The organism is Methylotenera versatilis 301 (genome assembly GCF_000093025.1).
Taxonomy (GTDB): Bacteria; Pseudomonadota; Gammaproteobacteria; order Burkholderiales; family Methylophilaceae; genus Methylotenera; species Methylotenera versatilis.
In genome coordinates, this window is record NC_014207.1 from 2,706,922 (window position 1) to 2,732,714 (window position 25,793).

The following is a 25,793-nucleotide window of genomic DNA, read 5'->3' on the forward strand; positions in this document are numbered from 1 at the left end:
GCCATTGCTTAGTCGCATAAAAACGGCTGTTGCGGATTATACAATAGCCGCTGAATTAATTACAGCTTAGTCAACTTTTTGTGTATTAAACAGCGTGGTTAAAAGTTATTTCAACCAATCTTTATCACCATCGCCTTTGTATTCCGTGCGGATATAAGCAATGATTTTTAGAATCTCATCTGTTGATAAGCCATCACCGACATGATCTGGCTGATGCACATGCCAAACTGGCATCAAACCGCCTGAGATACCTGGAGTACCACCTGAGATTGTTTCAAACATACCTTTATCTGTAGAGTTTTTTGCATAAACCCATTTTGTGTCATATGCACCTTGCCCACCTTGTTTATTTAATGCTGGAGCCATAACACCTTCTAATTTACCACCGTGGCAACCAGAGCAACCGTTATACCCAAACAGTTTTTTTCCACCAGCTTTAATTAATTCTGGATTTGCTGCATAAGCTTTTGTGTAAGGGTTAATACAAGTTTCTAAAAATGACTTCGCTTCTGGCGTGTCTGTATCTACCGCTTTAACTGCAAGCGGCGTGCTATCTTTTGTTGATACTAAATTACAAGCGGCACTCGCTTGTGTCGTAGCTGTCAAGCCGACAAAGCCAAGCATTGAAATTAATAAAGCAGCTTTAATTGATTTAAAACCTAACATGCTATCTCCCAGATTGAATAAAAATCGCGACTAGTGCCCATAAGCACATGATTACACTTCTACATCTAACATATAAAAATTGCTTGGTTGATAACTCAACCAAGCAATTGCTAACCCTATTTCAATTCTTAATTAATTGCCTTCTACTTTTTTAGAGTTGGCTCCATACTTTTTATACGAATTCATCAAGCTATCGCCTTCAACTACTGGCACATGTGGAATGCCATATTCATCTAAAATCTTTATGATTTTATCTTGGTTTCTATCTAAGGCACCTTGAATCATCTCCATGCGATCTTTATCTTTTTTACGAACCCCAACTGAAATATTCCAGTACTCTTTACCTTTAGCATTTTGTGTTTCATATTCAGGAATCGGCGCAACCATCATAGGCACTTTTGATTGTTTAGCATAATAGCCACCAATAGGACCCCAAGCAATCGCAATATCAATATCGCCTTTAGCCAAATCATCAATCATAAAACTTGCAGGTAAATTTAAATCACGTTGCATACGATATGGACGAGCATTGCCTATCAAACCATTTGCATCCATTGGAATAGTTGCAGGGCTGTGATCGATCACACCAATAAAGCCTTTATGTAGATCTGGTGATGTCCAATCAGTAATGTTGTAGTTACTATCCTTACGCCAAACAAATACGTGACCTGTGCGATAGTATGGCTTCGATGTTCTCATCATGCCATCATCTGAAATTGTCCCAATCACTACATCGCAACGGTTAGCACCTAAGGTATTTCTGAAGAAGCCTTGGCGACTATATGCATATGTGTAAGTTAGTTTTTTACCTAGATCATTAGCTAACAATTCAGCGATTTTGTCTTCAAATCCTTGTTTTTTGACATCAGAATATGGCATATTTTCTGGATCCGCGCATACTTTAAATTCGGACTCATCTACAACACGTCTAACTTCGCCGATACGTCCTTCATCAGGACTAAGTGTAGGGATATCAGGATCTGCTGCATAACTGATGTTTGCTGTAATGGCTAACAGTAACGTCAAGCCCAATTGCTTCTTAACATGCTTCAACATTATTTATTCCTTAATTTTCAAATATGCAGTTTATTAATAACCGCCTTATTGTATAGAGTGCTTGGCTGATAAAAAAGTTCTTATCTTTTAGACCTTACAGATATAGCATTTTAAACAACTCAACATTGTAACTAATTTGCTGCTTTATAAGCAGTTTTATATTAATAAAACATATGGATATTGATTCAGATTATTTGTGTTAGATATAAAAAAACACCCCGACAAGTCGGGGTGTTTTTATTACTACGTTTGAACTAACTTGTATTTAGTTACAATTTAATCTTACGACTAAATTATAGGCTGAATACTGTTAATGCACCGCCGCCAGGAGCCGCGTTGTATTTTGTTAATTCAGCATAACCACCTGCAGCGCCTAAAGCGTCTGTTGGGTTAGTCATACCAAGGTTCATCGCAACGCCAGCCCAGCCACCGATACCTGATAGTGTACCAACGTATTGTTTACCTTTTAAGCCGTATGTGAATGCATTACCAATCACGCCAGAACCAACTTGGAATTTCCAAAGTTCTTTACCTGATTGAGCATCAACAGCCTTGAACCAACGATCAAGAGTTCCGTAGAATACCAAGTTTGAAGCAGTAGTTAAAGCACCACCCCAAGCAGAGAATTTCTCTTTGTTGTACCAAACTTTTTTGTTGGTCATTGGATCATAAGCGCCGAAGCCACCCATAACACCGTCTGGACCAGCAAACATAGTCAATGTAGCACCAACCCATGGTTGACCAGCAACATATTTAGACTCAACTGGCTCGTATGTCATACATACGTGGTTCAATGGAGTGTAAATCAAACCAGTTTTTGGTGAGTACGCAGCTGGTTGTTGATCTTTAGTACCCAATGCAGCTGGGCAAACGCCTTTAGCATTGTAATCTTGGTGAGTTGAAGCTGAAGCTAGTTTTTTAGGCACGCCAGTTTTCAAATCAACACCAGTTGCCCAGTTAACGAATGGGTGTACTTTTTCAGCAGCAATCAATGTACCGTTTGCAGCATTCCATGTGTACGCAAAACCGTTACGGTCATGGTGCCATGCATATGTTTTGCCACCTTTGTCGAACAAGATTACTTCGTTAATACCATCATAATCCCACTCATCGTGTGGAGTCATTTGCATGCCCCATTTTGCAACGCCAGTGTCTAAGTCACGTGCGAATACAGTCATAGACCATTTGTTATCGCCTGGACGTACATCTGGATTCCAAACTGATGGGTTACCTGTTCCGTAGTAAACCAAGTTTGTACGTGCATCATACGGCCACCAGCCCCATACAGAGCCACCACCATGTTGCCAACCATCTTTAACTGCTTGTGGTTTCAACCATGTACGTGTACCAAGTTCTTTTTCACCAATTTTGATTTGGTCATTTGGCAATGCTGTGAAAGAACCGCCTTGTTTGTTACCACCGTTTACGTCTTGGTAAACTGATAGTGCATTGTATTGTGGGTTTTCTTTGTTGAAATCTGCACCGATCAATACTTCAGCATCTGGGCCTGTTGAGTAAGCTTTCCATGCTAATGAACCGTCTTTGATGTTGTAAGCAGCTAAGAAGCAACGTACACCGAATTCAGCACCTGAACAACCTGTAAGCACTTTATCTTTACGAACTTGTGGAGCGTTAGTGTTAGTAGCACCGACTTTTGGATCGTTTACTAATACTGACCATACTTTAGCACCAGTTTTAGCGTCTAAAGCAACCAAGTTACCATCGTTTTGTTGTAGATAGATTTTACCGTCGCCGTAGCCTAAACCACGTGAAACGTTATCGCAACATAGTACAGCTTGTACTGATGGATCTTGTTTTGGGAAATATGACCATACGATTTTTTGATTGTCGTTTAAGTCAAGAGCGTATACGTTGTTTGGGAATGCTGTATGTACATACATCATGTTACCAACAACAACTGGTGAACCTTCGTGACCACGGTTTACACCAGTAGCGAATGTCCATGCTGCTTTAAGGTTTTTTACGTTACCTTTGTTAACTTGAGCCAAAGCACTGTGCGCTTGGTTCATGTAGCCACCGCGTGGGTCAGCCCAGTTGTTTGCGTTTGCAATTGCTGCTTCTTGGTCTGCTGCTGCTGATGCGATCATCGGCATTGCCGCTGAAAGACCTGCAACCAAACCTAATGCTAATTTGATCTTGTTGATTTGCATATTAATCTCCAAAGTTGAACTACTAAGGGTTTATAAATAATCTCTTTTACTTGTTGAAGTTTTTGATGTTATCTCAAATTTTCTAGCAACTAATTGATACTATTTGTCATCACATTTTCATGTGCGTACAGCACTATATTCTAGTCACACACGAATTGCAATACATTAGTTACAATTTACTTACAATTAGTTCTACATTTTTTAAAATAAGTGTTTAGAGTCAGACTGGATAATGTTAATATTTATTAAAAGTCATTTAAAATCAATTAGAAAGCATCTTTTTTGTTATGCAAAATAAAACTTACAATTTGTATCCTGAAGTCAATAATTTTGAGAAATTTACTTTAAAAGCAGGAAATCTTCACGAAATCTATTATGAAGTTTGTGGAAATCCAAATGGCAGCCCAGTTGTTTTTTTACATGGTGGCCCAGGCAGCGGATGCAGCCCTACGCAACGTCGCTTTTTTGACCCTGCACACTATCGCATTATTTTAATTGACCAACGTGGTTGCGGTAGAAGCAGCCCACAAGGTGAGATTAAGCAAAATACTACGGATGACTTAGTAAGTGATATTGACGCGATTCGCGCAGTGCTTAACATTGATAAGTGGTTGGTATTTGGTGGATCATGGGGAAGCACCTTAGCTTTGGCTTACGCCTTGCAGCATACAAATAGAGTAACGGGCTTAATACTGCGCGGCATTTTCTTAAGTCGCCCATCTGAACTTGATTGGTTTTTAGGACAAGTACAGGCGTTCTTTCCAGAACCGTGGGAATCGTTATGTGCATACTTACCAGCTAATAAAAGGCACAACCCTATAGAAGCATACGAGCAGCTTGTTTTCTCAGATGATACAAAAATTAGCATTCCAGCCGCCATACGCTGGAATACATTTGAAAGTAGCATCATGAGTTTATTGCCTAGACCCGCTTCACAAAATAGTGAAATCAACGGAGAAGTTGAACTTGCCCGTGCTAGAGTACAAATACATTACATACAGAATAACTGTTTTGTTGGTCAACGCGATTTACTGGCTGAAGCAAAAGCCAAGCTGGGGCATGTGCCAACAGATATCGTTCAAGGACGTTATGATATGGTGTGCCCACCGATTACCGCTTGGGAACTTAGCCAAGCAATGCCGCATGCTAGTTTTCATATGGTTGAAGATGCGGGACACTCAGCAATGGAAACTGGCACCACCTCGGCTTTAGTGGCCGCGACTGAAAAATTCAAATCATTCAATATATAGGTTGCATACTGAGTAACAATGAAAGAAGAAACCAACACCAAACAACAATCAAGCCTACAAAGCGCTCTTAATAAGCCTCTTGAGGCTTATGGCAAGCAGCGTTACAGCACGCCGCTGTTTGTCTTACATGAAATGTTTGGTGCTTTTCGTCGGCATAACGTACTAGGTTTATCGGCCTCGCTATCATTTTATGCGATGTTTGCATTGATTCCACTGGTATTACTTTTATTCTTTTTGCTCAGCCACTTAGTATTCACTTCAGATTATGCGGTGGTCAAGCTAGCGATTATCACAGGAAATTTAGCGCCAAAGTTCAGCAGCGCCATTATGGTAGAAGTCTACAATACGGCTCAGCAAAAGGCCGCTTGGGGCGCTGCAGGGCTATTTGTACTGCTTTGGACAGTGACGCCGTTAGCAAGCGCCATGCGTACCAGCTTTTACACCATTGCCACATTAGTTGAAGCGCCGTCGTATATTCATCGCAAGCTAAAAGACATCATCGCCGTTATCGGCATGTTGGTACTGTTCTTTCTGTTTACCTTTGCCGGCCTCATGTTAGAAAAGGTGATTACCTTTTTGGGCGCAAATCACCAGTTCTTTCAATACGATATGATTGCTGCACTGACTTCACTGGTATTAACCACACTGCTGATTGCCGCTTTTTACTTTGTGTTTTTTCCCGTTCGATTAAACCTGAAGCATATTTTGATTGGCGCACTCTTCACAGCAGTGCTTTGGTTGCTGATGCGACCAGCTTTTACACTATTCTTATCCCTTAATGAATCTTATGGCTCTGTATTTGGCAGCATGAAAAATCTATTCATCTCGATTACTTGGCTGTATTTTAATTTTTCAGTATTTTTACTTGGCACAGAGCTTATTGCTACTTTGCGTAAAAAAGACGTGCTGATATTAAAGGGTTTGTTCGCAGACAACCAACAAGCACCGCAATCCAAGTCTCAAACAAATTACTTAGAAAAGTTAATGCAGCGTTATGGTAGAAGCTTTCAGCAAGGTGAGTTCATCTTTAAGCAAGGCGATTTAACTCGCAATCTGCATTATTTGGTGAGTGGTCAAGTGCAACTAATGAAAAATGACAACCTCCTTCGCACAATAGAGGCTGGTGAATACTTTGGTGAAATGGCAATGCTCACCAATACGCCAGCCATTGCAGATGCAGTAGTCAGCTCAAAACAAGCCGACGTCATTCTCATTTATCCAGACAATATTGAAACGCTACTTTTAGACGAACCTAAAGTCGCCATGAAATTCTTGCGTCAAATGGCTAGCAGATTACAAGCGCAAAGCAACACAGATGTAAGTTAATTAATTTTGCTCTAAAATAGCCTAAATTATCCAACAAGCGACACTACTAAATATCATGGCAAAACCAGCCTCATCATTCGCCCCGCAGCCCAGCCAACTTGAAATGCAACCGGTATTGAGCTTATTCAATGCTGGCAAGCTTGCAGAAGCAGAAACGGCCGCTAAGAAATTGGTCGCTCGCTACCCCAATACTTTTATTCTCTATCAAATATTAGGGATTTCCCAAGATGGTTTATCAAAGTTTAATGAAGCCGCTGAGAACTACTCAAAGGCACTGACCATACAACCCAATACGCCAGATTTACATTTCAACTTAGGCATTACCTTAACCAACCTCAATCGATATGAAGAGGCTGAAGCAAGCTATCGCAAAGCAATTGCATTACAAGCTGGCTTTTTTGAGGCGCATGGCAACCTAGGTACTGTGCTGCAAAAACAAGGGCGGCTTGAAGAAGCCGTAACAAGCTACCGTAAAGCGCTGAGCATTCACGAAGACCCAAGAGGTCACTTCAACCTGGGCACCGCACTTAGAGATAAAGGCAAGCTAGACGAAGCAATCACTCATTTTAAACAAGCCATTAAAATGTTTCCTAACTACGCTGATGCCCACAATTACCTAGGCGAATGCTATCGAGACCAAGGCAATATGGAAGATGCGATTAAGTGTTACTTTGACACCCTAGCGCTCAACCAAAACCATGCTGGCGCAAACTACAATATGGGCGAATTTTTATATCTTGCAGGTCGGTACGACGAAGCCGTTGATTATTTAGAACGCTCAAAACTTGATGACTGGCAAGAGCGTGCTCTTTATTGCACTTACAAAGCAGAACATTTTGACTCATTTAAAATCAAGCTAGATCACATTGTTAATGGCAATGAAAAGCACACGGCGCCTTTTCTACAAACCTTATCTACCCATCATGCGGTAAATTTTGGCACAGAAGATCAATATAATTTCTGCAAAAACGGTTTTGATTTTGTTTACCAAAAAAGCATTGCAGAATTGGCCGAGCCTGATAGCCAGCTTCTAAAAGATTTGCTCAACGACATTAACAACACAGCCATAGAAGTGCGAGCGCAAGGCATGATTATCAATGGCAAACAATCTGCAGGTAATCTATTCAAGCGACCTGAAGCCTCATTTAGAAAATTAGGCGAAATAGTTAAGCAAGAGTTTCTCAATTATAAGAATCAATTTGCCGGCGCAGATTGTGAGCTGATTAAATCTTTCCCAAAAGAATTGGAATTTACCAGCTCCTGGTATGTGAGGCTTAGAAGTGGTGGCTATTTAGAAAGACACATTCATGAAGTTGGCTGGATTAGTGGTGCGGTATACCTTGTGTTACCAAAAGATAAAAAAGACCTTACAGAAGGCTGCTTTGAATATGGCTTACACGGTGACAATTACCCACAAAAGCACAATAATTTCCCAGTAGGCATTGCTAGCCCTAGCGTGGGCGATATCGTATTATTTCCATCATCATTATTTCATCGTACGATTCCGTTCACCTCTAATGAAGAACGCATCTGCATTGCTTTTGATTTAAAACCCGAAGGTCATATTTTTATTAAATCTAGTTATTAATTATTAACAATAAGTATCTTAGAAATATGTCAGAATTAAATACTCAAAATGTGTCAATATAAGCTACTTTTCTGTCGTACATTGAACACTTGACGTCTACGATATAATTGTAGAATCGCACAAAGCTTAAAGTAATTAAATACTAAAATAAACCATAACAGCACTTACTCTTTTGATTTATATGATCTATTTTAGTTTTAACTTTACTTAATTTTACAACTTAGCCCATTCCAATAAGAATGGCTTGAATATTGCTTTTCTAGAGTAAGTAAAAGTAATCTTCAGCTAGTTTCAGGATAACTATTAGTGATAAATATACAATCATTTGACGATTCCTCTGTACTCATTGTTGATGACCAATCAACTAGCAGAGCTATACTTGCGCAAGTAGTCAAAAGTATCAATCCTAATATCACCGTAGCTGAAAAAAGTAACCCCGAACAAGCATTGGAGTGGGCGCAAGAGCATGTTGCAGATCTAGTATTTGTAGATTACTTAATGCCTGAAATGAATGGTATTGAGTTTGTACGGTTACTTAAAAAACGCCCAGAATATGCAGCCGTACCTGTGATAATGATCACAATTAAAAAAGATGCCGAAACTCGCTACACCGCACTAGATGCTGGCGTAACAGATTTTATTAGCAAACCAGTTGATATGCATGAATGTATAGCACGCAGTAAAAATTTACTGACAATGCATATTCAGCACATCACGTTGCAGAACAGAAGTATCCTGCTTGAAAGCTTAGTCACCGAAGCGACAGCAGACATTAAGGCACGTGAGAAAGAAACATTGATGCGACTCGCGCGTGCGGGAGAGCACAAAGATTACGATACCGCGTTGCATTTACAGCGCATGTCTTTATATAGCAGAGCACTAGCGGATGCTATCGGCCTAGATGAAGTAGAAGCTGAAATCATTGAACTTGCTGCACCTTTGCATGATATTGGTAAAATTGGAACGCCAGATCTTATTCTGCTAAAAAAAGGCCCTTTCGACGAGGAAGAATTGAAAGTCATGCGCAAACATCCTCATGTAGGATTTAAGATTTTGGAAGATAGTCCTTCTAAGTACCTACAAAAAGGTGGCGAAATTGCACTGTCACACCATGAACGCTATGATGGCTCAGGCTACCCTAACGGTCTGAAAGGCGATGAAATTCCACTTTCTGCACGTATTGTAGCGATTGCAGATGTGTTCGATGCATTAACCAGCACCCGTCCATATAAAAAAGCATGGGCGTTTGAACAAGCTTATCAATATATATGTGATGAAAGTGGCAAACACTTTGATCCTGAACTGGTAAATGCCATGATTAAAGCAAGAGCTGTTTTTGAAAAAATTTATTCTGAGAACTCAACCTCTCCAGAATTATCATAGTTTTTGAAATAAATGAGCGTTAGTAGCATCAGAAGTGCCAGAAAATTTAGACAAACGGCTTTACTCATTGATGACCAATCAACGGTATTGGATATTCACGCAGCAATTTTGAAATCGCTAAAAATGGATCTCAAAATTATAAAAATGACCGACCCAGTTGAGGCCTTAGAATGGATGCAAAATAAACAAGTGGATTTGATTATTACTGATTTTCGTATGCATCAAATGGATGGCATGCAGTTTGTACAGGCAATTAAAAGTGCCTGTAATGTGCTAGGGCATTCTATTATTGTCGTCACCGCGATTAAAGATCAAACCATACATCAAGAGCTCATCGCCGCTGGTGCGGCAGCTTGCCTGACTAAGCCTGCGCAAACACAAGAACTAGCCAGTATTGCTAAAATACTACTAGAAAAAAGCAGAGACCACTATAACAGTACTCTGTTAGAAACAACGTAAAAAATATGCTGACATCTTTCAAAAGTTGGTACAAAAGCTCTTCTACACATTGCGACCCATTGGAGCTTGAACAAGCAAATATTAGAATTCCAGCGGCAATTATAATTTTCGCCCTAGTAACCTACAGCTACTTTACACAGGCTTTGGGTCACCCAGACTTAGTTGCTTTTAAAATTTTATTTATATATGCAGTGCTATCTTTACTACTTATTGCAACCATTCTTAAAAGGAAATTAAATCCAATTTACCGAAGGCTTGCGGGAGCTTGGTTGGATATAGTTGCAGTCTCAGTATTTATGTCACTTACCGCAGACATCGGCGTCATGCTTGTGGCAGTGTATCTTTGGGTGATTTTTGGCAATGGCTTTAGGTATGGAAAAAAATACCTCTATCATGCACAGATGCTTAGTATTATTGGTTTTATACTTGCAACCAATCTAAGCTCATATTGGGAAACTCATAAAACCATTGGTTACAGCCTAATCGCAATGCTTATCGTGCTACCTCTTTATGTAGCAAAACTTATCGCCCGTCTTCACGAAGCAAAGAATAAAGTTGAAATAGAACGTCAAAAAGCAGCTGACGCAAGTATAGCTAAAACTCAATTTGTGGCCAATATGAGTCATGAAATTCGCACACCACTCAACGGCATCATTGGTATCAGTACGTTGCTTAAAACCACGCCACTGAATACTGACCAGCAAGATTTACTAAAAACATTAGAAGGCTCATCCAAGTTACTGCTTTCATTACTCAATAATGTTCTAGATTTTACTAAAATTGAAGAACGTAAATTCACGGTTGAAAAAATTGCGTTCTCTCCTAAAGAGGCCATCTATGAAACCATGGAAATCTTTCAAACACACGCTCAAACAAAAGGCATTCAGTTAGGGGCTAGTGTTTCTGACTCGCTCACAACGTTAAACGGGGACGCTTTTGTATTAAGACAAGTGTTAGCCAATTTACTGGGCAATGCGATTAAATTCACGCATGATGGTAGCGTTACAATATCGGCTACTGTACTACAAGACGACGACGTAAAATCGACCGTTCGCTTTGAGATTGCTGATACTGGAATTGGTATACCAGCAGATAAGCAAAATAAGGTATTTGAAAGCTTCACCCAAGCGGATGCCTCCACAACACGTAAGTTTGGCGGTAGCGGATTAGGCCTTACCATTGCTAAACATATGATTGAAGAGATGGGTGGCGCACTTTGCTTTCAAAGCACAGAAGGAATTGGTAGTCACTTTTGGTTTGTGCTTTCACTAGAAAAAACTAAGCATCTAGGCACGCTCCCACAAACAAGCTCACTCCAAGATAGCATCGTCCCTACAGAATCAATCTCTGAGAAACCAGCAATAGCAGCGATTGAGCCCATTAACAAAGGTCAAATAAATGGCTTTTCTAAACCTTTGAAGATTTTGGTCTGTGAAGATGAAAGTACGAATCAAAAAATAATCACACGTCTTCTCTCACTACCAGGCCACCAAGTTGATGTTGTTAGCAACAGTGATGAAATGCTAGATACTTTAGAGCGCAATAAGTTTGATCTTGTCATTACAGATTTAAATATGTCGGGCATGAATGGCGCCGACGCATTAAAACTTTACAGATTTACTCAACCAACCGATCACGATACGCGTTTTATATTATTTACCGCAGATGCAACTTTATCAGCTAGGGAAATGGCCAGTGATGCTGGTTTCGATGCTTTTTTAACGAAGCCAATCGATGCCGCCACACTGTTTAACACGATCGAACGTATTCTCAACTTAGCGCCAAACACTGCAACACAATGGATGAATAACGCTCTTAATATCCCTGTGAACACTAACCTTACATTGGAGCCCAACACTGCATCACTTGATTTAACAACGTTAAAAGAACTTGAAAAGATTGGTGCTGGCGATGATTTGTTTATGCACAGACTCCTAAGAAACTATTTAACAGATTCCACTAAACAGATTGCTAAGATTGAAACGGCAGTCAAACAGAAACAATACGGCGCAGTGCAAGATTACTGCCATGCACTTAAAGGTAATAGCTTAAGTGTAGGCGCCATACAATTAGCGACAACGGTTGAAGCTTTCGGTAAATTGAGCGCCTCAACACATGCCTCTCATGCTATTGAAATGTTAGATATTTTGAATAAAGACTTTTCTCAACTCACTGTTGCCGTAGAAGGCTACCTCAAAAGTCCTGAAGCAGCCTTAAACAAATAATCCATATTATGCAGATTGCTTCTCGTGAATATCTGCAACATCAGAATTTACTTTTGAATTTTGAGCGCGAACTAAACGATCCATTACTTTTAAGTTACGCTCATCTAATCTTAGTGCCGCATCAACCCATATTTCGGTAATATCACATAGCTCATCAACAGTAAGCGGATTCACACGTTGCTTTGCGCGGTTGATTGCTTGGAAAGAGTTGAGTGATCGGTGATTCTTTTTAATCCAATTAGTTAACGCATATTCTCCTTGTCCATCTTCTGCCAACACATCCACTACACCCATTTGATATAGCTCTTCACCTGTATAAATTTTACCAGAACGCACCATCTTTTCAGCTACAGACATTCCAACTTTGCGTGATAAAAAGCTTAACGCACCCATTCCTGGAAATAAATTAAAGAGCACTTCTGGTAGACCCATAACAGCACTTTTTTCAGCAATCAAAACGTGTGCAGACAATGCTGACTCAAAACCGCCACCCATTGCCTGTCCTTGCACTAACGCGACGGTAGTAATTGGCGCGCGCATGTTATAAAAAGTCCATAAATTTTCGACACAAAGCTTGGCATATTCAAATAAATGCTCTCTATCTTGAGCTTGAATTAGCGTCCTGAATACAGACAAATCACCACCTAGATTAAATACGCCATCTACGCTTGATGCCAAAACTAAGTAATTTACTTGCTGCGAATTACCTTGTGAGAATATCTTTCCATTTGTATTTTGCAAGTTAGTATGATGCTGTAATAAATCATTTAAGCAGGTTTTGTTAAAACATGGACGTGGTACAGGGTTCATGATTGACCACATCACACCAAACTCGCTATCAAAACGTGTGTCGATTTGTTGAAAATTTGCAATGCTAAATTTATTAAAATCTACAATAGTGTTCATGCTAAACCCCTTAAATTATCTATGGTTGTGAATTAAAAAACTAACAGTTACAACTATAGGCTTAAAAAATTACCGTCTCAAGTAAATGATTTTATTTAATAAAAAAATTTGGCTTTGATTTGTTGGGTAATTGCAACAAGATCTGATTAGCTTCCTTGTAACAAATTTGTATCAAAAAGTATCTTGTTGTGTTATTTTTTTGATTATTATTAATCCAGTCATTACAAAAATATAATTATGAAAAAAATATTACTCTCATTTGTGATCCTCTCTGCGCCAATCGTAGCGCAAGCAGCTGGCTTCGCACTAATTGAACAAAGTGCCAGCGGCATGGGAAATGCCTTTGCAGGCGGTGGTGCCATAGCAGAAGATGCCAGCACGATATTCTTCAATCCAGCAGGCATGTCGTATATAGAAGGAACTCAATTAGTTGGCGCCATCCACCTTATTAAGCCTACCGTAGATTTTAATGGCTCTATATCTGGGACAGGCAAAGCTGGGGGTGATGGTGGTGATGCAGGAGATTTATCATTTGCACCTAATTTTTACTATAAAAGAGATTTAACTAATACAGTTAAATTCGGTTTAGGAATTAACGCACCTTTTGGTCTTAAAACGGAATATGACGCTACTTGGATGGGTCGTTTTCAAGCCATTAAGTCTGAAGTAAAAACCATTAACATTAATCCTGCTATTGCCTTCAAATTAAATGACCAGCTTTCAGTAGGAGCAGGCATATCTGCTATGTGGGCTAAAGCAGAACTAACTCGCGCCTTTAATCTTGGAGGTCCTAGCGCTGAGACAACGGTAAAAATTAAGGGGGATGACTGGGGCTTTGGCTTTAACATAGGTGCTATTTACCAAGCGACAGCTGATACGCGCTTAAGTGTTGCTTATCGCTCTAAGGTGAATCAACATTTAGAAGGTGACTCTACATCACCACTTATAGCTGCACTGAATACTAATGTTACTGCGGCTATTACACTACCAGAAACATTTTCTGCTAGCGCGTTTAGTAAGCTAAATGACACTTGGGACTTAATGGGCGACGTAACTTGGACTCGCTGGAGTCAATTTAAGGAGTTACGAGTTGACTTCGCGAATCCTGTTTTAACTGATGCAGTAACTGCAGAAAATTGGAGCAACACATTACGCTACTCCATTGGCGCAAACTATCACTATAGTGATGACATTAAATTTCGTGCAGGCTTAGCATATGATGAAGAAGCAATTAGCGACCAATTCCGCACAGCACGTATCCCTGGAAATGACAGAAAATGGGTGTCTCTAGGAGCCAATTGGAAAGTATCCCCAAGCTCGTCCATTGATGTTGGCTATGCACATTTATTTATTAGTGATGCTAGTATCAATAAAAATGAAGGTGCTGGAAATGGCACACTAACTGGCACTTATGATGGTAGTGTTGATATTCTGAGCGCTCAATATACACATAATTTCTAACATCTACGAGTAACAAAAAAGCTCACTAATGTGAGCTTTTTTGTTTTCAGAGTGTACTTTATTGTTTAAAAATAACCGCAAATGAAAACACAATTTTAAAGTTTAATGGTTATACTAATCACTAAAGATTATCGTTCAGCTTGGAGGATTCAGTAATGAAAAAACTATTCTACATAGATTACCCTCAAGAACACATAGAAGGTCAAATGCACCGCTATCGCTGTGTTCACTGTAAGGAAGAAACCACAACTATCAACGGTAGATTGGAAGGTCATCTTTCTTCATGTGAATATAGAATAAAACTAGAGGGTGCGGGTTATGAATCAGAAGAATCAGCCTCAACGAATAAGTTAGTTTCCCACGATACGGATGATTTTGATTAAGCTGCTTTAAGAGAACGGGTGACGAGAATATCTAGATTTCTCATACTGTAAACTCTTACAAACTATCGTTTCTTCTAAATGGCCGCGAGTTAAGATATCTTTGCAAATAGTTTGTTCTACAAGGTATCTTCTAACCGCACGTTCTTTAAATTTCGATAAAGCTTTACTCTATCACGGCCTTCGGATTTCCCAGCATATAGTGCCTCATCAGCCTCATGCATGAGACTCTCTATTGTAGAGTCCGGTCTTGCCTGACTAACTCCGAAACTACAGGTCAATAAGATATTTGTAGAGCCACTCCTAATTGGGCTGGCTGTAAGCCCTACGCGGATGCGATGAATCAATTCAGCAGCTTGCTCGTCCGTGCAGTCCAATAGCACCATCACAAACTCATCGCCTCCAAATCGATATAGCAGATCCGATGCTCGAGCATTAATTTTCATAATTTCAATGAGACTGGTTAAGGCTTCATCTCCCCTGTTGTGACCATACACGTCGTTTAGCTGTTTGAAATGATCTATATCTACCATCACTAAACAAAATGGAGTGACTTTACGAAGTGCTCCTTCCAATGCTCTTGGGACATTCTCGAAAAAGGCTCGGCGATTATAGGCGTTGGTTAATGGGTCGATACGAGCTAAGGTTTCTGCTTTTTGTTTAGCGTCCCGTAGTTTCTGCTCGAGCTCTTTATTAACCGTGATATCTACGGCAATCTCTAGTCTGACGTAACGCCCGTCAATCCAATGAATTGCTTGATCTCGGCACTGGTACCAACGTTGGTTGACCGTATTCTGGAATTCCCAGACATGAACCCCCTTAGGCTTACCCTCGGCATCAAGGAGGAGTTTGTTAGTACAAAAACTGCAAGGCTGATGTTGACCCGCCTGTAAATACTCAAAACACTGTTTGACCTGAGGTTTCCCCCAAGTCTTTTGTCCGTAATCATTCACAAATAATAATTCATATGTCTCTAAGTCTGATACATATATCAACACGTCCAGCGAATTTAGTAACGTAGTCAAGTATTCAATTTTTGCTTCACTTGAATACTCATCGCATCTTGCAATATCCATGAATAGTTGTGAAGGATAATGGTCCATAAATCTCTCCTTCCCCAGTTGTCTTTTTATTATTAGTAAATTAATTTTTCACCTAAAATGGGACTTCACAGTTTAAGTCCCGATAATAGTATGCACTTAATATTACGTCGGCTTTTTTAAATCTTGATGCTTAAAATCATTTAAAATTAAACTCGTTCAGCTAAATAAATTTTGAAATTTCTTAATAACACAAATCACTAAAAAGTCTAATGGAAACGAGATGTTAGCCCCCGACACTACGTATACGCTGTTTTATCGATATGCAGTACTGTAATAAGAATTGCGGTTACACCTATTAGTTAGGTCATTAATGTTCCATTTTTATAACACTTATTTATAATTAAACTATTTTGGAACTTGCGTCAAAATGACGCCTGTATTAATTTAAAAACACATCAACTCTCCAGTACAAAACTAGCCAATATTTTTAAATATGGATATAGATATTTTGCAGTTTAGCTGAGAACTCTTGTAGCGGTAACGGCTTGCAAAAAAGGTAGCCTTGATAGGCGTTGCAGCCAAGTTTTTGTAACAAGCTCTTTTGCTGCTTAAGCTCAACTCCCTCTGCAATGACATGATGACCCAAATTGTTACCCATATTAATAATGGTTTGTACAATAAACTTGTCGCAATTGTTGTGCAAAATATCGTCGATAAAACTTTTATCAATTTTAAGTTCATCCAACGGCAGTCGCTTTAATACTGACAGCGATGATTGCCCAATACCAAAATCATCTAACGAAAAGGTAATGCCTAGCGTCTTCAACACCTTTATTTTATCAATCACATCATCAATGTTTTTTACAATCAAACTTTCGGTTAATTCCAGTCTTAAATAGCTAGGATTACATCCGCTCTCCTGTAAGATATTGGTCACCGTTTCCACAAAATCAGGCTGGCTGAATTGGAGTGCGCTGACATTAACTGAGAGTGTTAATGGATTGGTATCAGGCGAATGCTCCCAAGCCTTGAGCTGTAAGCAGGCTTGCTTCAACACCCAGCCGCCAATCGAGACTATCAGTCCGGACTCTTCAGCAATTGGAATAAACTCACTCGGCGGCACGAAGCCTAAGGTTGGATGCTGCCAGCGTAGCAATACCTCGGCACCAATCGGGCGCTGAGCTTGATCCACTTGTAATTGGTAATAAAGTAAAAATTGATTGGCCTGTAGTGCAAACGCAAGATCATTTTCCAAAGCAGCACGCAGTTCAATGGCTGGATGTAGTGCTTTGTCATACAACTGCACACTGTTAAGTTTTTCGGATTTTTTTGCTTGATACATGGCAATATCTGCGCATCTCAACACTTCTGTCTCATTGGACTCATTGCCGTAAAACAAGCAGATGCCAATGCTGGGTTGCGTTCTATATTTAAAGTTTGGTAATTGGAAGGGCTGTGCAAATGCCTGCATCAGTTTTTCGGCAGCGACTTGCGCAGCATGAGTAGCTTGCTCTTTACCTTCGCCTAAATCATCCAGTACCGCAATGAATTCATCTCCGCCCGCTCTGGCAATAGTATCGTTTTTACGTAAGGCATTTTGCAAGCGGCGCGCAACCTGTTGCAACAACTCATCTCCTGCCAAGTGCCCTTTGCTGTCGTTCAACCCTTTAAAGTTATTTAAATCCAAAGACAACACTGCCCCATACATCCGGTTACGGGCACACCTGACAAAGGCTTGATTAAGACGATCTGTCAGCAATCTCCGGTTAGGTAGGCTCGTCAAAAAATCATAATAGGCCAGCTGATGTACTTTTTTATTGTCCAGATTAGAAGCAATCCGCAACGTAATATTTTCACGCAGACTTGTGGCAAGACCTCTACCTGCAATCGTCACGTAAATCACATAGACGATGAATAATATAGCGAGTGCAATAGAAAGCTGGCTGCCATAAATTAAAAACCGGGGAATCATCAACGCCAGTAAGCCGCCGATAAACAGATTGCAACTAAAGCTGTCAACGGAGTAGACCACAATACCAGCACCTGCAACACCTACAAGCGCAAAAATCAAAAATGCTTGATTCGGAATATTGTTCACCGGAAATAGCAAAATGCCAGCCAAGCCCCACACACAGCCACAGGCGCCCGAATTTACTCTGAAGCGGTTTAACCACTTTTGGATATGATGATGTCTTTTATGATCTCGATAGAATAGGAGCGTGATAAAAGCGCGCATACCATATGCCAGCAAAAATGCAGCAATCCAAGCAACTAACAGGTTTAACTTGATCAGCGGAGATTGGAGAAATATCAATGCAATCATGACCACCACTGCTGCCAGCAACGATCTTTGATTGTTTGAATACAGCATTTCTACAATTTCAGTATCTAGCGACATTGATTCTGCTGTTTTGTTCAAGGCACCTACCCCCAAATAACTTTTAATTCATACTCATTAGATAATACGGTCAGTAATAGTCATTCTTTAGAGATTAACCATTATTTTCGTAATGTAAATAGGTGAGAGAGGTGCTAAGCAATTGTTTACAATCTTAAGTCAACCCGCTTAAGGTACTAATGCCCGTTTAATCAGATGCAAAGTTAATCCTGCCAATGCTTCAACCGCTTGACCAGCGTTTACACAAAAGCAGGACACCCTCTCATGATTGCCAACACGCATGTTCCGTGCCTTTCGGTGGAGGATCGCATATATATAATAGCCAATCTAAAATAGGTAGCTGATTTACTCAAATTTAACTTAAACTGGCTCGGCTAAGAGATCCTACATTAAGCAGACTTTGACCTTGTTATAGATTTGAGTGATGCCTGGCATGGTGAAAGTTATAGGCCACATCATAGAAGATAGGATTATTGATGATTGCATCAAGATCAGGCTCTCTCTGAATTTGTAGTTCAATAGTGTGATTATTTGCTGATAATGGGTTTATTTTTTGAAGGTACCTATAGCTTATTATATCTACCCAAAAGTGTGCCGCGAGTACAAAATGATAAGGCTTATCTTTACTGGCGCCCAGCCATTCAAACATAACATTAACCTATTGATAGAATTAATTTAATTTTTAAACTTAAAATAGTTACCCCTAAAGCTACCCAGTTAGTTTGATGCTATACCTTTTTCTTATTCCAAATATTACTCTTTTACGTGTCTAATAATTATTTATAGGTTTAATGACGGTTTATGCAAGTATATTACTAAATAATTTAACACCTGCCCCCATTAATGCCCTGCTACTATCAAACATGTCGGCAATTTGGAAGGAAAAAAGAAAGAATAAAGAATAAAAAAAACTAGGATTTGAATGTGAGCAATTTGTGATTGACTCTAAACTTTTACTCTTAACCAGAAGAATATTACTTAGTACAACAATGGTTATTCCTACAATTGCTCCTGCAATTATATCGGTGGGGTAATGTAAACCTAAGTATATGCGAGGGAAGGCTATAAATAACGTGGTGTAGATGATTGCAAATGCCCCCGCCTTTCTAGATATAAAAAATAAACCAGCCGAAAGTCCAAAAAATAGAACAGCATGGTCACTGGGAAACGAACTCCAGCCATCTAGCGTGTCTGGAGACAATCCGTAAGGGAGGGTAAAATTTAAACCTTCTTCATGTATAGGTCTTAGACGAAAAGGCAATGTTAAGGCTAAAAATCTTGCCAGTGCCATTCCAACAATACAGCCAATAAAAGTTGCAATTATGTGCGCATGATGCTTTGGTTGAAACTCACTCTTTTTAAACCACAGCCACCATACAATGGCCAAGATAACACCACCTTTTAATAAATGATTATGACAAATTAATGAAATTGTTCCATCAACCATCACTGAATGATGAGAGAACTTATTAACAAAATGAATAATTGTGCTGTCAAAAATATTCATATAACCCTTTTCTTATTAACAACTACCTAAGGAGTATTAAGCGAACGTGTACATCCATATAATTTAACCATTGTATTGTTTTAGATATAAAACAATACATACAGTTTTTACCCCATTTACTAACTTAGCAACCCCTTTTAAAATGCAATGTTATTTGTTAACTTTGCTAAAAGCAAAAAACCACGTCTTAGGTGGTTTTCGTTTTATAGTCTATCAATAAATTGTTTATGTTTTCGTAAGACCTTAGCCATACATTGCGGCGTTGCTCGTAATCAGTGTCTAAAAGCAATGCGCGACACCTTTACCTTCTGCCGTTCGGGTACCTGTAGCATTTCATCCTCAGTACGCCTTGACCAACTTTCTGCATAAAGTTTTTGTACAGAAAGTTTTTGAGCTTGTTGTCCAGCCAGTTTTAAGAACTAGTGCTTTCCAAGTACCTGATTCAGTTTTAAAAATCGTTGCCATTTTTAGTTTTTTATAATTCGATTTGAATCATGACTGTACTGAATTTGTACCTATTTTGCTAAGTACAAAAAATAAGAGGTTACATTTTCATGTAACCTCTTATTTTATATGGCCCCCTGTGAGTCGAACACAGCACCAACGGATTATGAGTACAGATTTCTCGTAAAACATTTTCTTAAAAGTTGAAGATTACTAAGGAATTTTTTACAGTACATTTTGGTGTACGTTGAAAACTGAACTTATGCCGAACTATTTGACAAGAATGTTGCTATTAAATAAATAAAAAAATATTTAAATCAATTAGTTGCGATCAATTTTACCCGATTCTAATCCGAGCTACTGTTGAAAAATTGCAATTCAGTATTTTTTTATATCAATCCAAAAGAGCTTAACTTTCAATAGTTTTTTCAATGCAGAATCCGCTTTAGAACACTCTTGTTTAATTTTTCCCCTACCCCAAGCTTGATAGGCTGAAATAGCATCGTTCAAACTGGCACTAGGAGTAGTTTTAGAAATTGATCTTAATAGACCATGAGTGACATTGATATCATTCATTTGACCCAACAGATCTTGAAGCTTAGCTAATTTTTTTATAAATGGGTCAATCTGTTTGGTTGGATACAAGTTGTAAAAAAACTCCATGGCATATCTTAACTTTTTGGCTGCAATCCTTACTTTGTGCCTATCTTGAGGTTGCATATCTATGAAATGCAGTTCGCTTTGCAACAGGCGCTTATAAGACTTATTCAATGACTTTTTGGCAAAGTTAAGTAGCTTAAAATGATCATTTTTGTACTTAACTTTCAGCCAACGTTCATTTTCAAGCCAAGATGAGAGTGTTAACAAAAGGCGATGATAGCGCTGGGACATTATTGCTTCTTGCATATCCTTACAAGCCACCTGTCTTGCTTGTTTTGCATGCTTGCTAAGAACCAATACGCCGTTATGGTTTTTTGAATATCCACTAATAATTGGGAGTGTCTCGGTGATTAAAACATCTAAATCCCTTACTTTCCCTAATTGATTTGCAAGCCAACTCACTTCAGTTAATATCAAACTACTTTCTTCAGAGTTGATACGGTCTTTAAATAAGGCAAAAGCTGCACGAAGACGTCTCAATGCAACACGCATTTGATGTATGCCTTCAATATCGGAATCCATTAGGACGATATCTCGGTTAATCTCTAAATGATTTATGCACTCTGTTGCAATTATCTTAAATGCAGTATGTGCATCAATATTTTTATCTAGTGCTGGAAGTTTTGCTTTGAAAGTTTGAAGGGAGTTAGGGCGAAAATACTCATACCCACGTTTAGCTTTGCTATTATTTTCAATTCTAAGTGGTATCGTCTTCTGTAACGCTAATGCGACCTCAAAGATTCGACCAACATTGCCTGCCTTTAGCTCTAATTCAATTTCATTAATAGGCTCCTGAAATTGATTTGACTTAAGCAACCCTGAATCTGAGCTTAATTCCACTTGATCACCATTATCAAAAGACAGAAACCATTCCTCACGCATAATTTCTGTTCGGAAAATTGGAATTAATGATGCCCGAAGTTTTCTGTCAGCAAAGAATTTGATTAAGGACGGTTCTTTAATTTTTGTGAAATCTGGGTGGTAAGCGCTTACTAGGTCTTCCCATTCGTTTCGCTGATGCAAGCCACTATTAGCAGTACCAGCAAGCTTAATAGTTTGCATCCATTTACTAGACTTTTGTCTTATACGGAATGTAATCCCTGCATCTAAAAGTATTAGATCGGGGGTATCAAAATAAATACTGATTATTTTATTTTTCGTCGGCTTATTTACGCATGAATTAACAATAAGAGGGATTAGATGCAGTTTTTTTGCATCAACTTTATCGATGGAAAGTTTTAATTCAACTTCATAACCCATCACAAGCAGCTTCCTTTAGATTGAGAATTACTTTAATTAATATTAGCGTTTAGGGGGAGCCTATAATTGTCCCAATCGCATCTATTTCACCTTTGAGCTTAATTCGATTTAAATTATCTATTGGTAATGCAACGAAGAGTTTGATGCGATTCTCTAAATACCTACAGCATCTTTGGAACACTTCCAGTCTTTCCTCATCTGTACCTTTAGCTGCAACAGGATCTTCAATTCCCCAATGTGCTGTCATTGGCTGACTAGGCCAGATTGGACAAACCTCACCAGCTACATCATCACAAACTGTAAATACAAAATCCAAATGAGGCGCGTCTTTTCCAGTAAACTCATTCCAACTTTTACTTCTTAGCCCGTCGATATTCAGCCCATGGGATTCTAAGGTCTTAATCGTTAAAGGATCGATCGAGCCTTTTGGGGTATTACCTGCACTATAAGCCTTGAATTTTCCTTTACCCCAGTGTTCCATCAACTTTTCCGCCATGACGCTGCGTGCTGAATTATTGTTGCAGAGAAAAAGCACATTAAATACGTTTGGTTCCATTTGACTACAACCTCGCTAATTAATTATATGACTCGCAACTCATTATAAAATCGAATTATGTATCTTTAAATTTTTCGTTTAATTTAACTCTGTTCTCGCGCCACTCTTCAAGCTCCTCATCTTCTCTTTCAAGTTGTATTGCTATAGCCTCAATAGTACTGAGTTTTTTGTCATCTATTCTGCGTACCAATTTTGTACGCATGCGGCTTAAAAGACGCTCAGAATCCTCAACGCTTAAGTTAGCAGCTCTTTCAAGATACTCTTTATCAGGCTCCCTCATTTCAATCTCTCCTTTCAAGTACTGACAGTATGCAAATGGCTATTGGCAGTATATTTCACTGAATTTACTATCATATTAAAGTTTAGGTAATCTAGTAATAAAAAGATGTATTGCATCTAAGGAAAAAGCACATCGTTTGATGTATGTCATAAGTTTTGGATGACTAAGCTACTATCTACGAAACCATCCCTGAATATTTACTGACCACATTGTTGCCTTAACACCTTAGGGCGCAGTTAACTTTTCGTCGATTGTCATAAATGGGAGTACTTTCGGACTATATTCGACCAGTTTTCTATCATTCGCAAGTAACAATCAAAGCGTAATTTAGTCGTGTTAGATAGTTTAGTAAAAACAGTGACGTAGATAACATCGAGGATCTGTTGTGATGAACTGAAGGTGTCCATCGAAGGTGATCACACTCACTTTGAGTCAGGAAGTGTAGGTGTTCGCAAGACGTAGATGTGAATAAATCCCTCATGATTACATCTGAAATTCGACCAAGCTATTTCACAAATTTGTATAGATATTAACTCTTAACTATATGGAAAAGATCATGATCAAATCAACGCTTCAATTGAAAGTACTCGCCAGCCTTATGCTAGCATTTGCTGGTAATGCATTTGCAGACACCTATACTAACGTGCCAAGTGGCGCAAACACAGGTTCACCGTTTGCTTATTTTGGCAATGCAGCAAACCCAAGTGGTGACTCACCTAAAGTAGGCGAAGTGTTCTCTTTAATATCAAACTCTACTCTGTCATCTTTCAGTTTCTATGCACTTGGGAATATTACATCTTCACTTCAACTTAATGTAGCTCAGTGGAATCCTGATACGAATGCTAAGAACCAAGCTACCAATTTGGTCGGATTTTCGCTGCTGACAACAGCTGGTTCGGCTGTTGAGACTTTTAACTCAACTGGTGGCTTTACCACTATTAGTTTTAACAACCTTGGTTTAAACCTGAATTCTAATACCAAGTATATTGCATACCTGACGAGCAATGACCCGACCGTGACAGGTATTCAATTGTCGCGTACTCAGACAACGGCTGATATCACTGGCTTCGGTATTGGTAGTGCTTATCTCAGCACAGTTCCAGGTACAGGCTGGCAGTTGCCATTCAACGGAAACGGTTTTCTGAGTTTGCAATATACTGCTACTACTGTTGCTCCAGTACCTGAACCAGAATCCTACGCTATGCTACTCGTTGGTTTAGGTTTGATCGGTGCTGCGAGTAAGCGCCGTAAATCAAAGCAATCTTAATTGCTTGATGCACGAAATGGCGGGGGCTCAGGCTCCCGTTTTTGTTTGCATGGAACGTACGCTTTTAGTTAGTTGGAAACTGGAAATCGGCTATAAAGCAAAATAAACAAGATGCTATTTGTATAAATCTTTTTTGCGTATATTTACGCATCCATATATGTCATTTCAATCTTCATAGCACTGTAATATTAATGTAAATAATCAACTCAATAATGGTTTCTTAGAAATTCACTTCCAAACTATTAAAGAGGACGATGTATGAAAAAATCACTATTATCTGCGTTAGTATGCACTTGCATATTTGGCGTTACTACAAATGCTCATGCTGATAACAATTTCAATAAAAAATCTAGCGCACTAACTTTAGCAGTGTTTGGTGACTCTCCTTATGATCCAACTGGCACTGCTCAGTTTGATGCGACACCAGATTTTATTAAGTCAATCAACAATGATTCAGATGTTTCTGTAGTCTTAAACGTTGGTGATTTACATTCAGGTAGTCAAGCTTGTACTGAAGCATATAACCAAGCTATTTATAATTTCTGGACCGACTTTAAAAAACCTGTCATTTATACTCCAGGTGATAATGAATGGATGGATTGCCACAAAAAGAAACAAAGTGGTGGTTCGTACAATGCGGCAACTGATAGTATAGTTTTTGTAAATGATTCAAATGGTAATCCAGTAAATTATGCATCTGGCAATCCAATCAAAAATTTGGACTTAGTTCGATCTATCTTTTTTGCTGAGCCTGGACACACACTAGGCGCCGATATGGAAGTTTTGTCTCAAGCAATAAGCTCACATCGCGGTGATGAACATGACAGGAGTGACAATGACGAACACGCTGAATTAATACAAGGTGATGCTAAATTTGTTGAAAACGTCATTTGGGAAAAAGCTGGTACATTATTTGTAGCAGTTAATATACCTGGAGGCTCTAATAACGGTGCAGACCATTGGTACGGCACTCCGAGCATGTCAAATATGCAAGCTCAAGAAATCAGTGTGCGCACTGAAGCAGCTTTACATTGGATAGATACCGCCTTTAAACAAGCTCAGGATAAACACTCCAAAGCAATTGTAATTCAAGTGCAAGCAGACATGTGGGACCTTGATGGCAATCTACCTAGCCATATTTCAAACTATAAGTCCTACATAGATAGTATTGCTGCGCATACAAAGGCATTTAACAAACCAGTACTACTACTTAATGGTGACTCACACGTGTATCGTTCTGACAATCCACTTGTGCGTAATGCACCATGCGTGACAGAGGCAGGAGCATGTAGTAATGATTCATATGGCAGCCAACCATATGGATACAATGTTCCAAATTTCCATCGTATTACTGTACATGGCAGTACCTTTCCAATGGAATGGCTAAAACTTAGCATCAATGCAAATAATAACTCTGCGACAACTAATAATGCGTTTGGTCCTTTTAGTTGGGTTAGAGTGACTGCAGTACCAGCACCTTAGGCTACATAGCAATTTCGACAAGCGC

General features: G+C 39.2%; 20 protein-coding genes. 10 read left to right on the top strand and 10 right to left on the bottom strand.

Annotated features, from left to right (window positions below; all coding sequences use genetic code 11):
* Positions 1–105 precede the first annotated feature (105 nt).
* The 3 genes from M301_RS12405 to M301_RS12415 form a co-directional block, all read right to left on the bottom strand.
* Positions 106–666, bottom strand: a complete 561-nt coding sequence (locus tag M301_RS12405) for a c-type cytochrome (RefSeq protein WP_013149131.1) — start codon at positions 664–666, stop codon at positions 106–108.
* 132 nt (positions 667–798) lie between these two features.
* Entirely contained in the window at positions 799–1,722 is a 924-nt protein-coding gene (locus M301_RS12410; protein WP_013149132.1) for a quinoprotein dehydrogenase-associated putative ABC transporter substrate-binding protein, read from the bottom strand.
* 293 nt (positions 1,723–2,015) lie between these two features.
* Complete coding sequence (locus tag M301_RS12415) at positions 2,016–3,893, bottom strand: PQQ-dependent dehydrogenase, methanol/ethanol family (protein WP_013149133.1); 1,878 nt, start codon at positions 3,891–3,893, stop codon at positions 2,016–2,018.
* A gap of 287 nt (positions 3,894–4,180) precedes the next feature.
* On the opposite strand from M301_RS12415, the gene pip reads away from it, so the two are divergent.
* The 6 genes from pip (at position 4,181) to M301_RS12445 (ending at position 12,124) form a co-directional block, all read left to right on the top strand.
* Positions 4,181–5,143, top strand: coding sequence for a prolyl aminopeptidase (gene pip / locus M301_RS12420; RefSeq protein WP_013149134.1), 963 nt, complete (start codon positions 4,181–4,183; stop codon positions 5,141–5,143).
* A gap of 18 nt (positions 5,144–5,161) precedes the next feature.
* Entirely contained in the window at positions 5,162–6,469 is a 1,308-nt protein-coding gene (locus M301_RS12425) for a YhjD/YihY/BrkB family envelope integrity protein (RefSeq protein WP_013149135.1), read from the top strand.
* A gap of 55 nt (positions 6,470–6,524) precedes the next feature.
* Entirely contained in the window at positions 6,525–8,057 is a 1,533-nt protein-coding gene (locus M301_RS12430) for a tetratricopeptide repeat protein (protein ID WP_013149136.1), read from the top strand.
* Positions 8,058–8,363: 306 nt separating this feature from the next.
* The gene (locus tag M301_RS12435; protein ID WP_013149137.1) at positions 8,364–9,440 is read left to right on the top strand and encodes an HD domain-containing phosphohydrolase; all 1,077 of its coding nucleotides are present in this window, start codon (positions 8,364–8,366) and stop codon (positions 9,438–9,440) included.
* Between the two features lie 12 nt (positions 9,441–9,452).
* Complete coding sequence (locus tag M301_RS12440) at positions 9,453–9,899, top strand: response regulator (protein WP_013149138.1); 447 nt, start codon at positions 9,453–9,455, stop codon at positions 9,897–9,899.
* A gap of 296 nt (positions 9,900–10,195) precedes the next feature.
* Entirely contained in the window at positions 10,196–12,124 is a 1,929-nt protein-coding gene (locus M301_RS12445) for an ATP-binding protein (protein ID WP_238524643.1), read from the top strand.
* A 6-nt stretch (positions 12,125–12,130) separates the two neighbouring features.
* On the opposite strand, the gene M301_RS12450 is transcribed toward M301_RS12445, so the two are convergent.
* Positions 12,131–13,030: a crotonase/enoyl-CoA hydratase family protein gene (locus tag M301_RS12450; protein ID WP_013149140.1), complete on the bottom strand. Its 900-nt coding sequence runs from the start codon at positions 13,028–13,030 to the stop codon at positions 12,131–12,133.
* 237 nt (positions 13,031–13,267) lie between these two features.
* On the opposite strand from M301_RS12450, the gene M301_RS12455 reads away from it, so the two are divergent.
* A complete protein-coding gene (locus tag M301_RS12455; protein WP_013149141.1) occupies positions 13,268–14,491 on the top strand; it encodes an OmpP1/FadL family transporter in 1,224 nt (407 codons plus the stop codon).
* A 155-nt stretch (positions 14,492–14,646) separates the two neighbouring features.
* A complete protein-coding gene (locus M301_RS12460; protein ID WP_013149142.1) occupies positions 14,647–14,874 on the top strand; it encodes a hypothetical protein in 228 nt (75 codons plus the stop codon).
* Between the two features lie 116 nt (positions 14,875–14,990).
* Here M301_RS12460 and M301_RS12465 read toward each other — a convergent pair whose 3' ends face one another.
* From M301_RS12465 to M301_RS12495, 6 genes are all read right to left on the bottom strand, one after another.
* Positions 14,991–15,974 carry a GGDEF domain-containing protein gene (locus M301_RS12465; protein ID WP_013149143.1) on the bottom strand — a complete coding sequence of 328 codons (984 nt, stop codon included), beginning with the start codon at positions 15,972–15,974 and terminating at the stop codon, positions 14,991–14,993.
* Positions 15,975–16,401: 427 nt separating this feature from the next.
* A complete protein-coding gene (locus M301_RS12470) occupies positions 16,402–18,333 on the bottom strand; it encodes a putative bifunctional diguanylate cyclase/phosphodiesterase (RefSeq protein ID WP_238524644.1) in 1,932 nt (643 codons plus the stop codon).
* A gap of 778 nt (positions 18,334–19,111) precedes the next feature.
* The gene (locus M301_RS12480) at positions 19,112–19,819 is read right to left on the bottom strand and encodes a phosphatase PAP2 family protein (RefSeq protein ID WP_013149146.1); all 708 of its coding nucleotides are present in this window, start codon (positions 19,817–19,819) and stop codon (positions 19,112–19,114) included.
* Positions 19,820–20,641: 822 nt separating this feature from the next.
* Positions 20,642–22,183, bottom strand: a complete 1,542-nt coding sequence (locus tag M301_RS12485; RefSeq protein WP_013149147.1) for a CYTH and CHAD domain-containing protein — start codon at positions 22,181–22,183, stop codon at positions 20,642–20,644.
* 49 nt (positions 22,184–22,232) lie between these two features.
* On the bottom strand, positions 22,233–22,739 hold the full coding sequence (locus tag M301_RS12490) for an arsenate reductase ArsC (protein WP_013149148.1): 507 nt from the start codon (positions 22,737–22,739) through the stop codon (positions 22,233–22,235).
* 55 nt (positions 22,740–22,794) lie between these two features.
* On the bottom strand, positions 22,795–23,019 hold the full coding sequence (locus tag M301_RS12495) for a hypothetical protein (protein ID WP_013149149.1): 225 nt from the start codon (positions 23,017–23,019) through the stop codon (positions 22,795–22,797).
* 556 nt (positions 23,020–23,575) lie between these two features.
* On the opposite strand from M301_RS12495, the gene M301_RS12500 reads away from it, so the two are divergent.
* Positions 23,576–24,286 carry a PEP-CTERM sorting domain-containing protein gene (locus M301_RS12500; RefSeq protein ID WP_013149150.1) on the top strand — a complete coding sequence of 237 codons (711 nt, stop codon included), beginning with the start codon at positions 23,576–23,578 and terminating at the stop codon, positions 24,284–24,286.
* A 258-nt stretch (positions 24,287–24,544) separates the two neighbouring features.
* Positions 24,545–25,768 (top strand): metallophosphoesterase, encoded by a 1,224-nt coding sequence (locus tag M301_RS12505; RefSeq protein WP_013149151.1) that lies wholly within the window; start codon positions 24,545–24,547, stop codon positions 25,766–25,768.
* Positions 25,769–25,793 lie beyond the last annotated feature (25 nt).

Excerpts from the sequence above, each read along its gene's own strand:
- M301_RS12405 (WP_013149131.1), bottom strand. The coding sequence starts at position 666 with ATGTTAGGTTTTAAATCAATTAAAGCTGCTTTATTAATTTCAATGCTT.
- M301_RS12410 (WP_013149132.1), bottom strand. The coding sequence starts at position 1,722 with ATGTTGAAGCATGTTAAGAAGCAATTGGGCTTGACGTTACTGTTAGCC.
- M301_RS12415 (WP_013149133.1), bottom strand. The coding sequence starts at position 3,893 with ATGCAAATCAACAAGATCAAATTAGCATTAGGTTTGGTTGCAGGTCTT.
- pip (WP_013149134.1), top strand. The coding sequence starts at position 4,181 with ATGCAAAATAAAACTTACAATTTGTATCCTGAAGTCAATAATTTTGAG.
- M301_RS12425 (WP_013149135.1), top strand. The coding sequence starts at position 5,162 with ATGAAAGAAGAAACCAACACCAAACAACAATCAAGCCTACAAAGCGCT.
- M301_RS12430 (WP_013149136.1), top strand. The coding sequence starts at position 6,525 with ATGGCAAAACCAGCCTCATCATTCGCCCCGCAGCCCAGCCAACTTGAA.
- M301_RS12440 (WP_013149138.1), top strand. The coding sequence starts at position 9,453 with ATGAGCGTTAGTAGCATCAGAAGTGCCAGAAAATTTAGACAAACGGCT.
- M301_RS12445 (WP_238524643.1), top strand. The coding sequence starts at position 10,196 with ATGTCACTTACCGCAGACATCGGCGTCATGCTTGTGGCAGTGTATCTT.
- M301_RS12450 (WP_013149140.1), bottom strand. The coding sequence starts at position 13,030 with ATGAACACTATTGTAGATTTTAATAAATTTAGCATTGCAAATTTTCAA.
- M301_RS12455 (WP_013149141.1), top strand. The coding sequence starts at position 13,268 with ATGAAAAAAATATTACTCTCATTTGTGATCCTCTCTGCGCCAATCGTA.
- M301_RS12460 (WP_013149142.1), top strand. The coding sequence starts at position 14,647 with ATGAAAAAACTATTCTACATAGATTACCCTCAAGAACACATAGAAGGT.
- M301_RS12465 (WP_013149143.1), bottom strand. The coding sequence starts at position 15,974 with ATGGACCATTATCCTTCACAACTATTCATGGATATTGCAAGATGCGAT.
- M301_RS12480 (WP_013149146.1), bottom strand. The coding sequence starts at position 19,819 with ATGAATATTTTTGACAGCACAATTATTCATTTTGTTAATAAGTTCTCT.
- M301_RS12485 (WP_013149147.1), bottom strand. The coding sequence starts at position 22,183 with ATGGGTTATGAAGTTGAATTAAAACTTTCCATCGATAAAGTTGATGCA.
- M301_RS12490 (WP_013149148.1), bottom strand. The coding sequence starts at position 22,739 with ATGGAACCAAACGTATTTAATGTGCTTTTTCTCTGCAACAATAATTCA.
- M301_RS12495 (WP_013149149.1), bottom strand. The coding sequence starts at position 23,019 with ATGAGGGAGCCTGATAAAGAGTATCTTGAAAGAGCTGCTAACTTAAGC.
- M301_RS12500 (WP_013149150.1), top strand. The coding sequence starts at position 23,576 with ATGATCAAATCAACGCTTCAATTGAAAGTACTCGCCAGCCTTATGCTA.
- M301_RS12505 (WP_013149151.1), top strand. The coding sequence starts at position 24,545 with ATGAAAAAATCACTATTATCTGCGTTAGTATGCACTTGCATATTTGGC.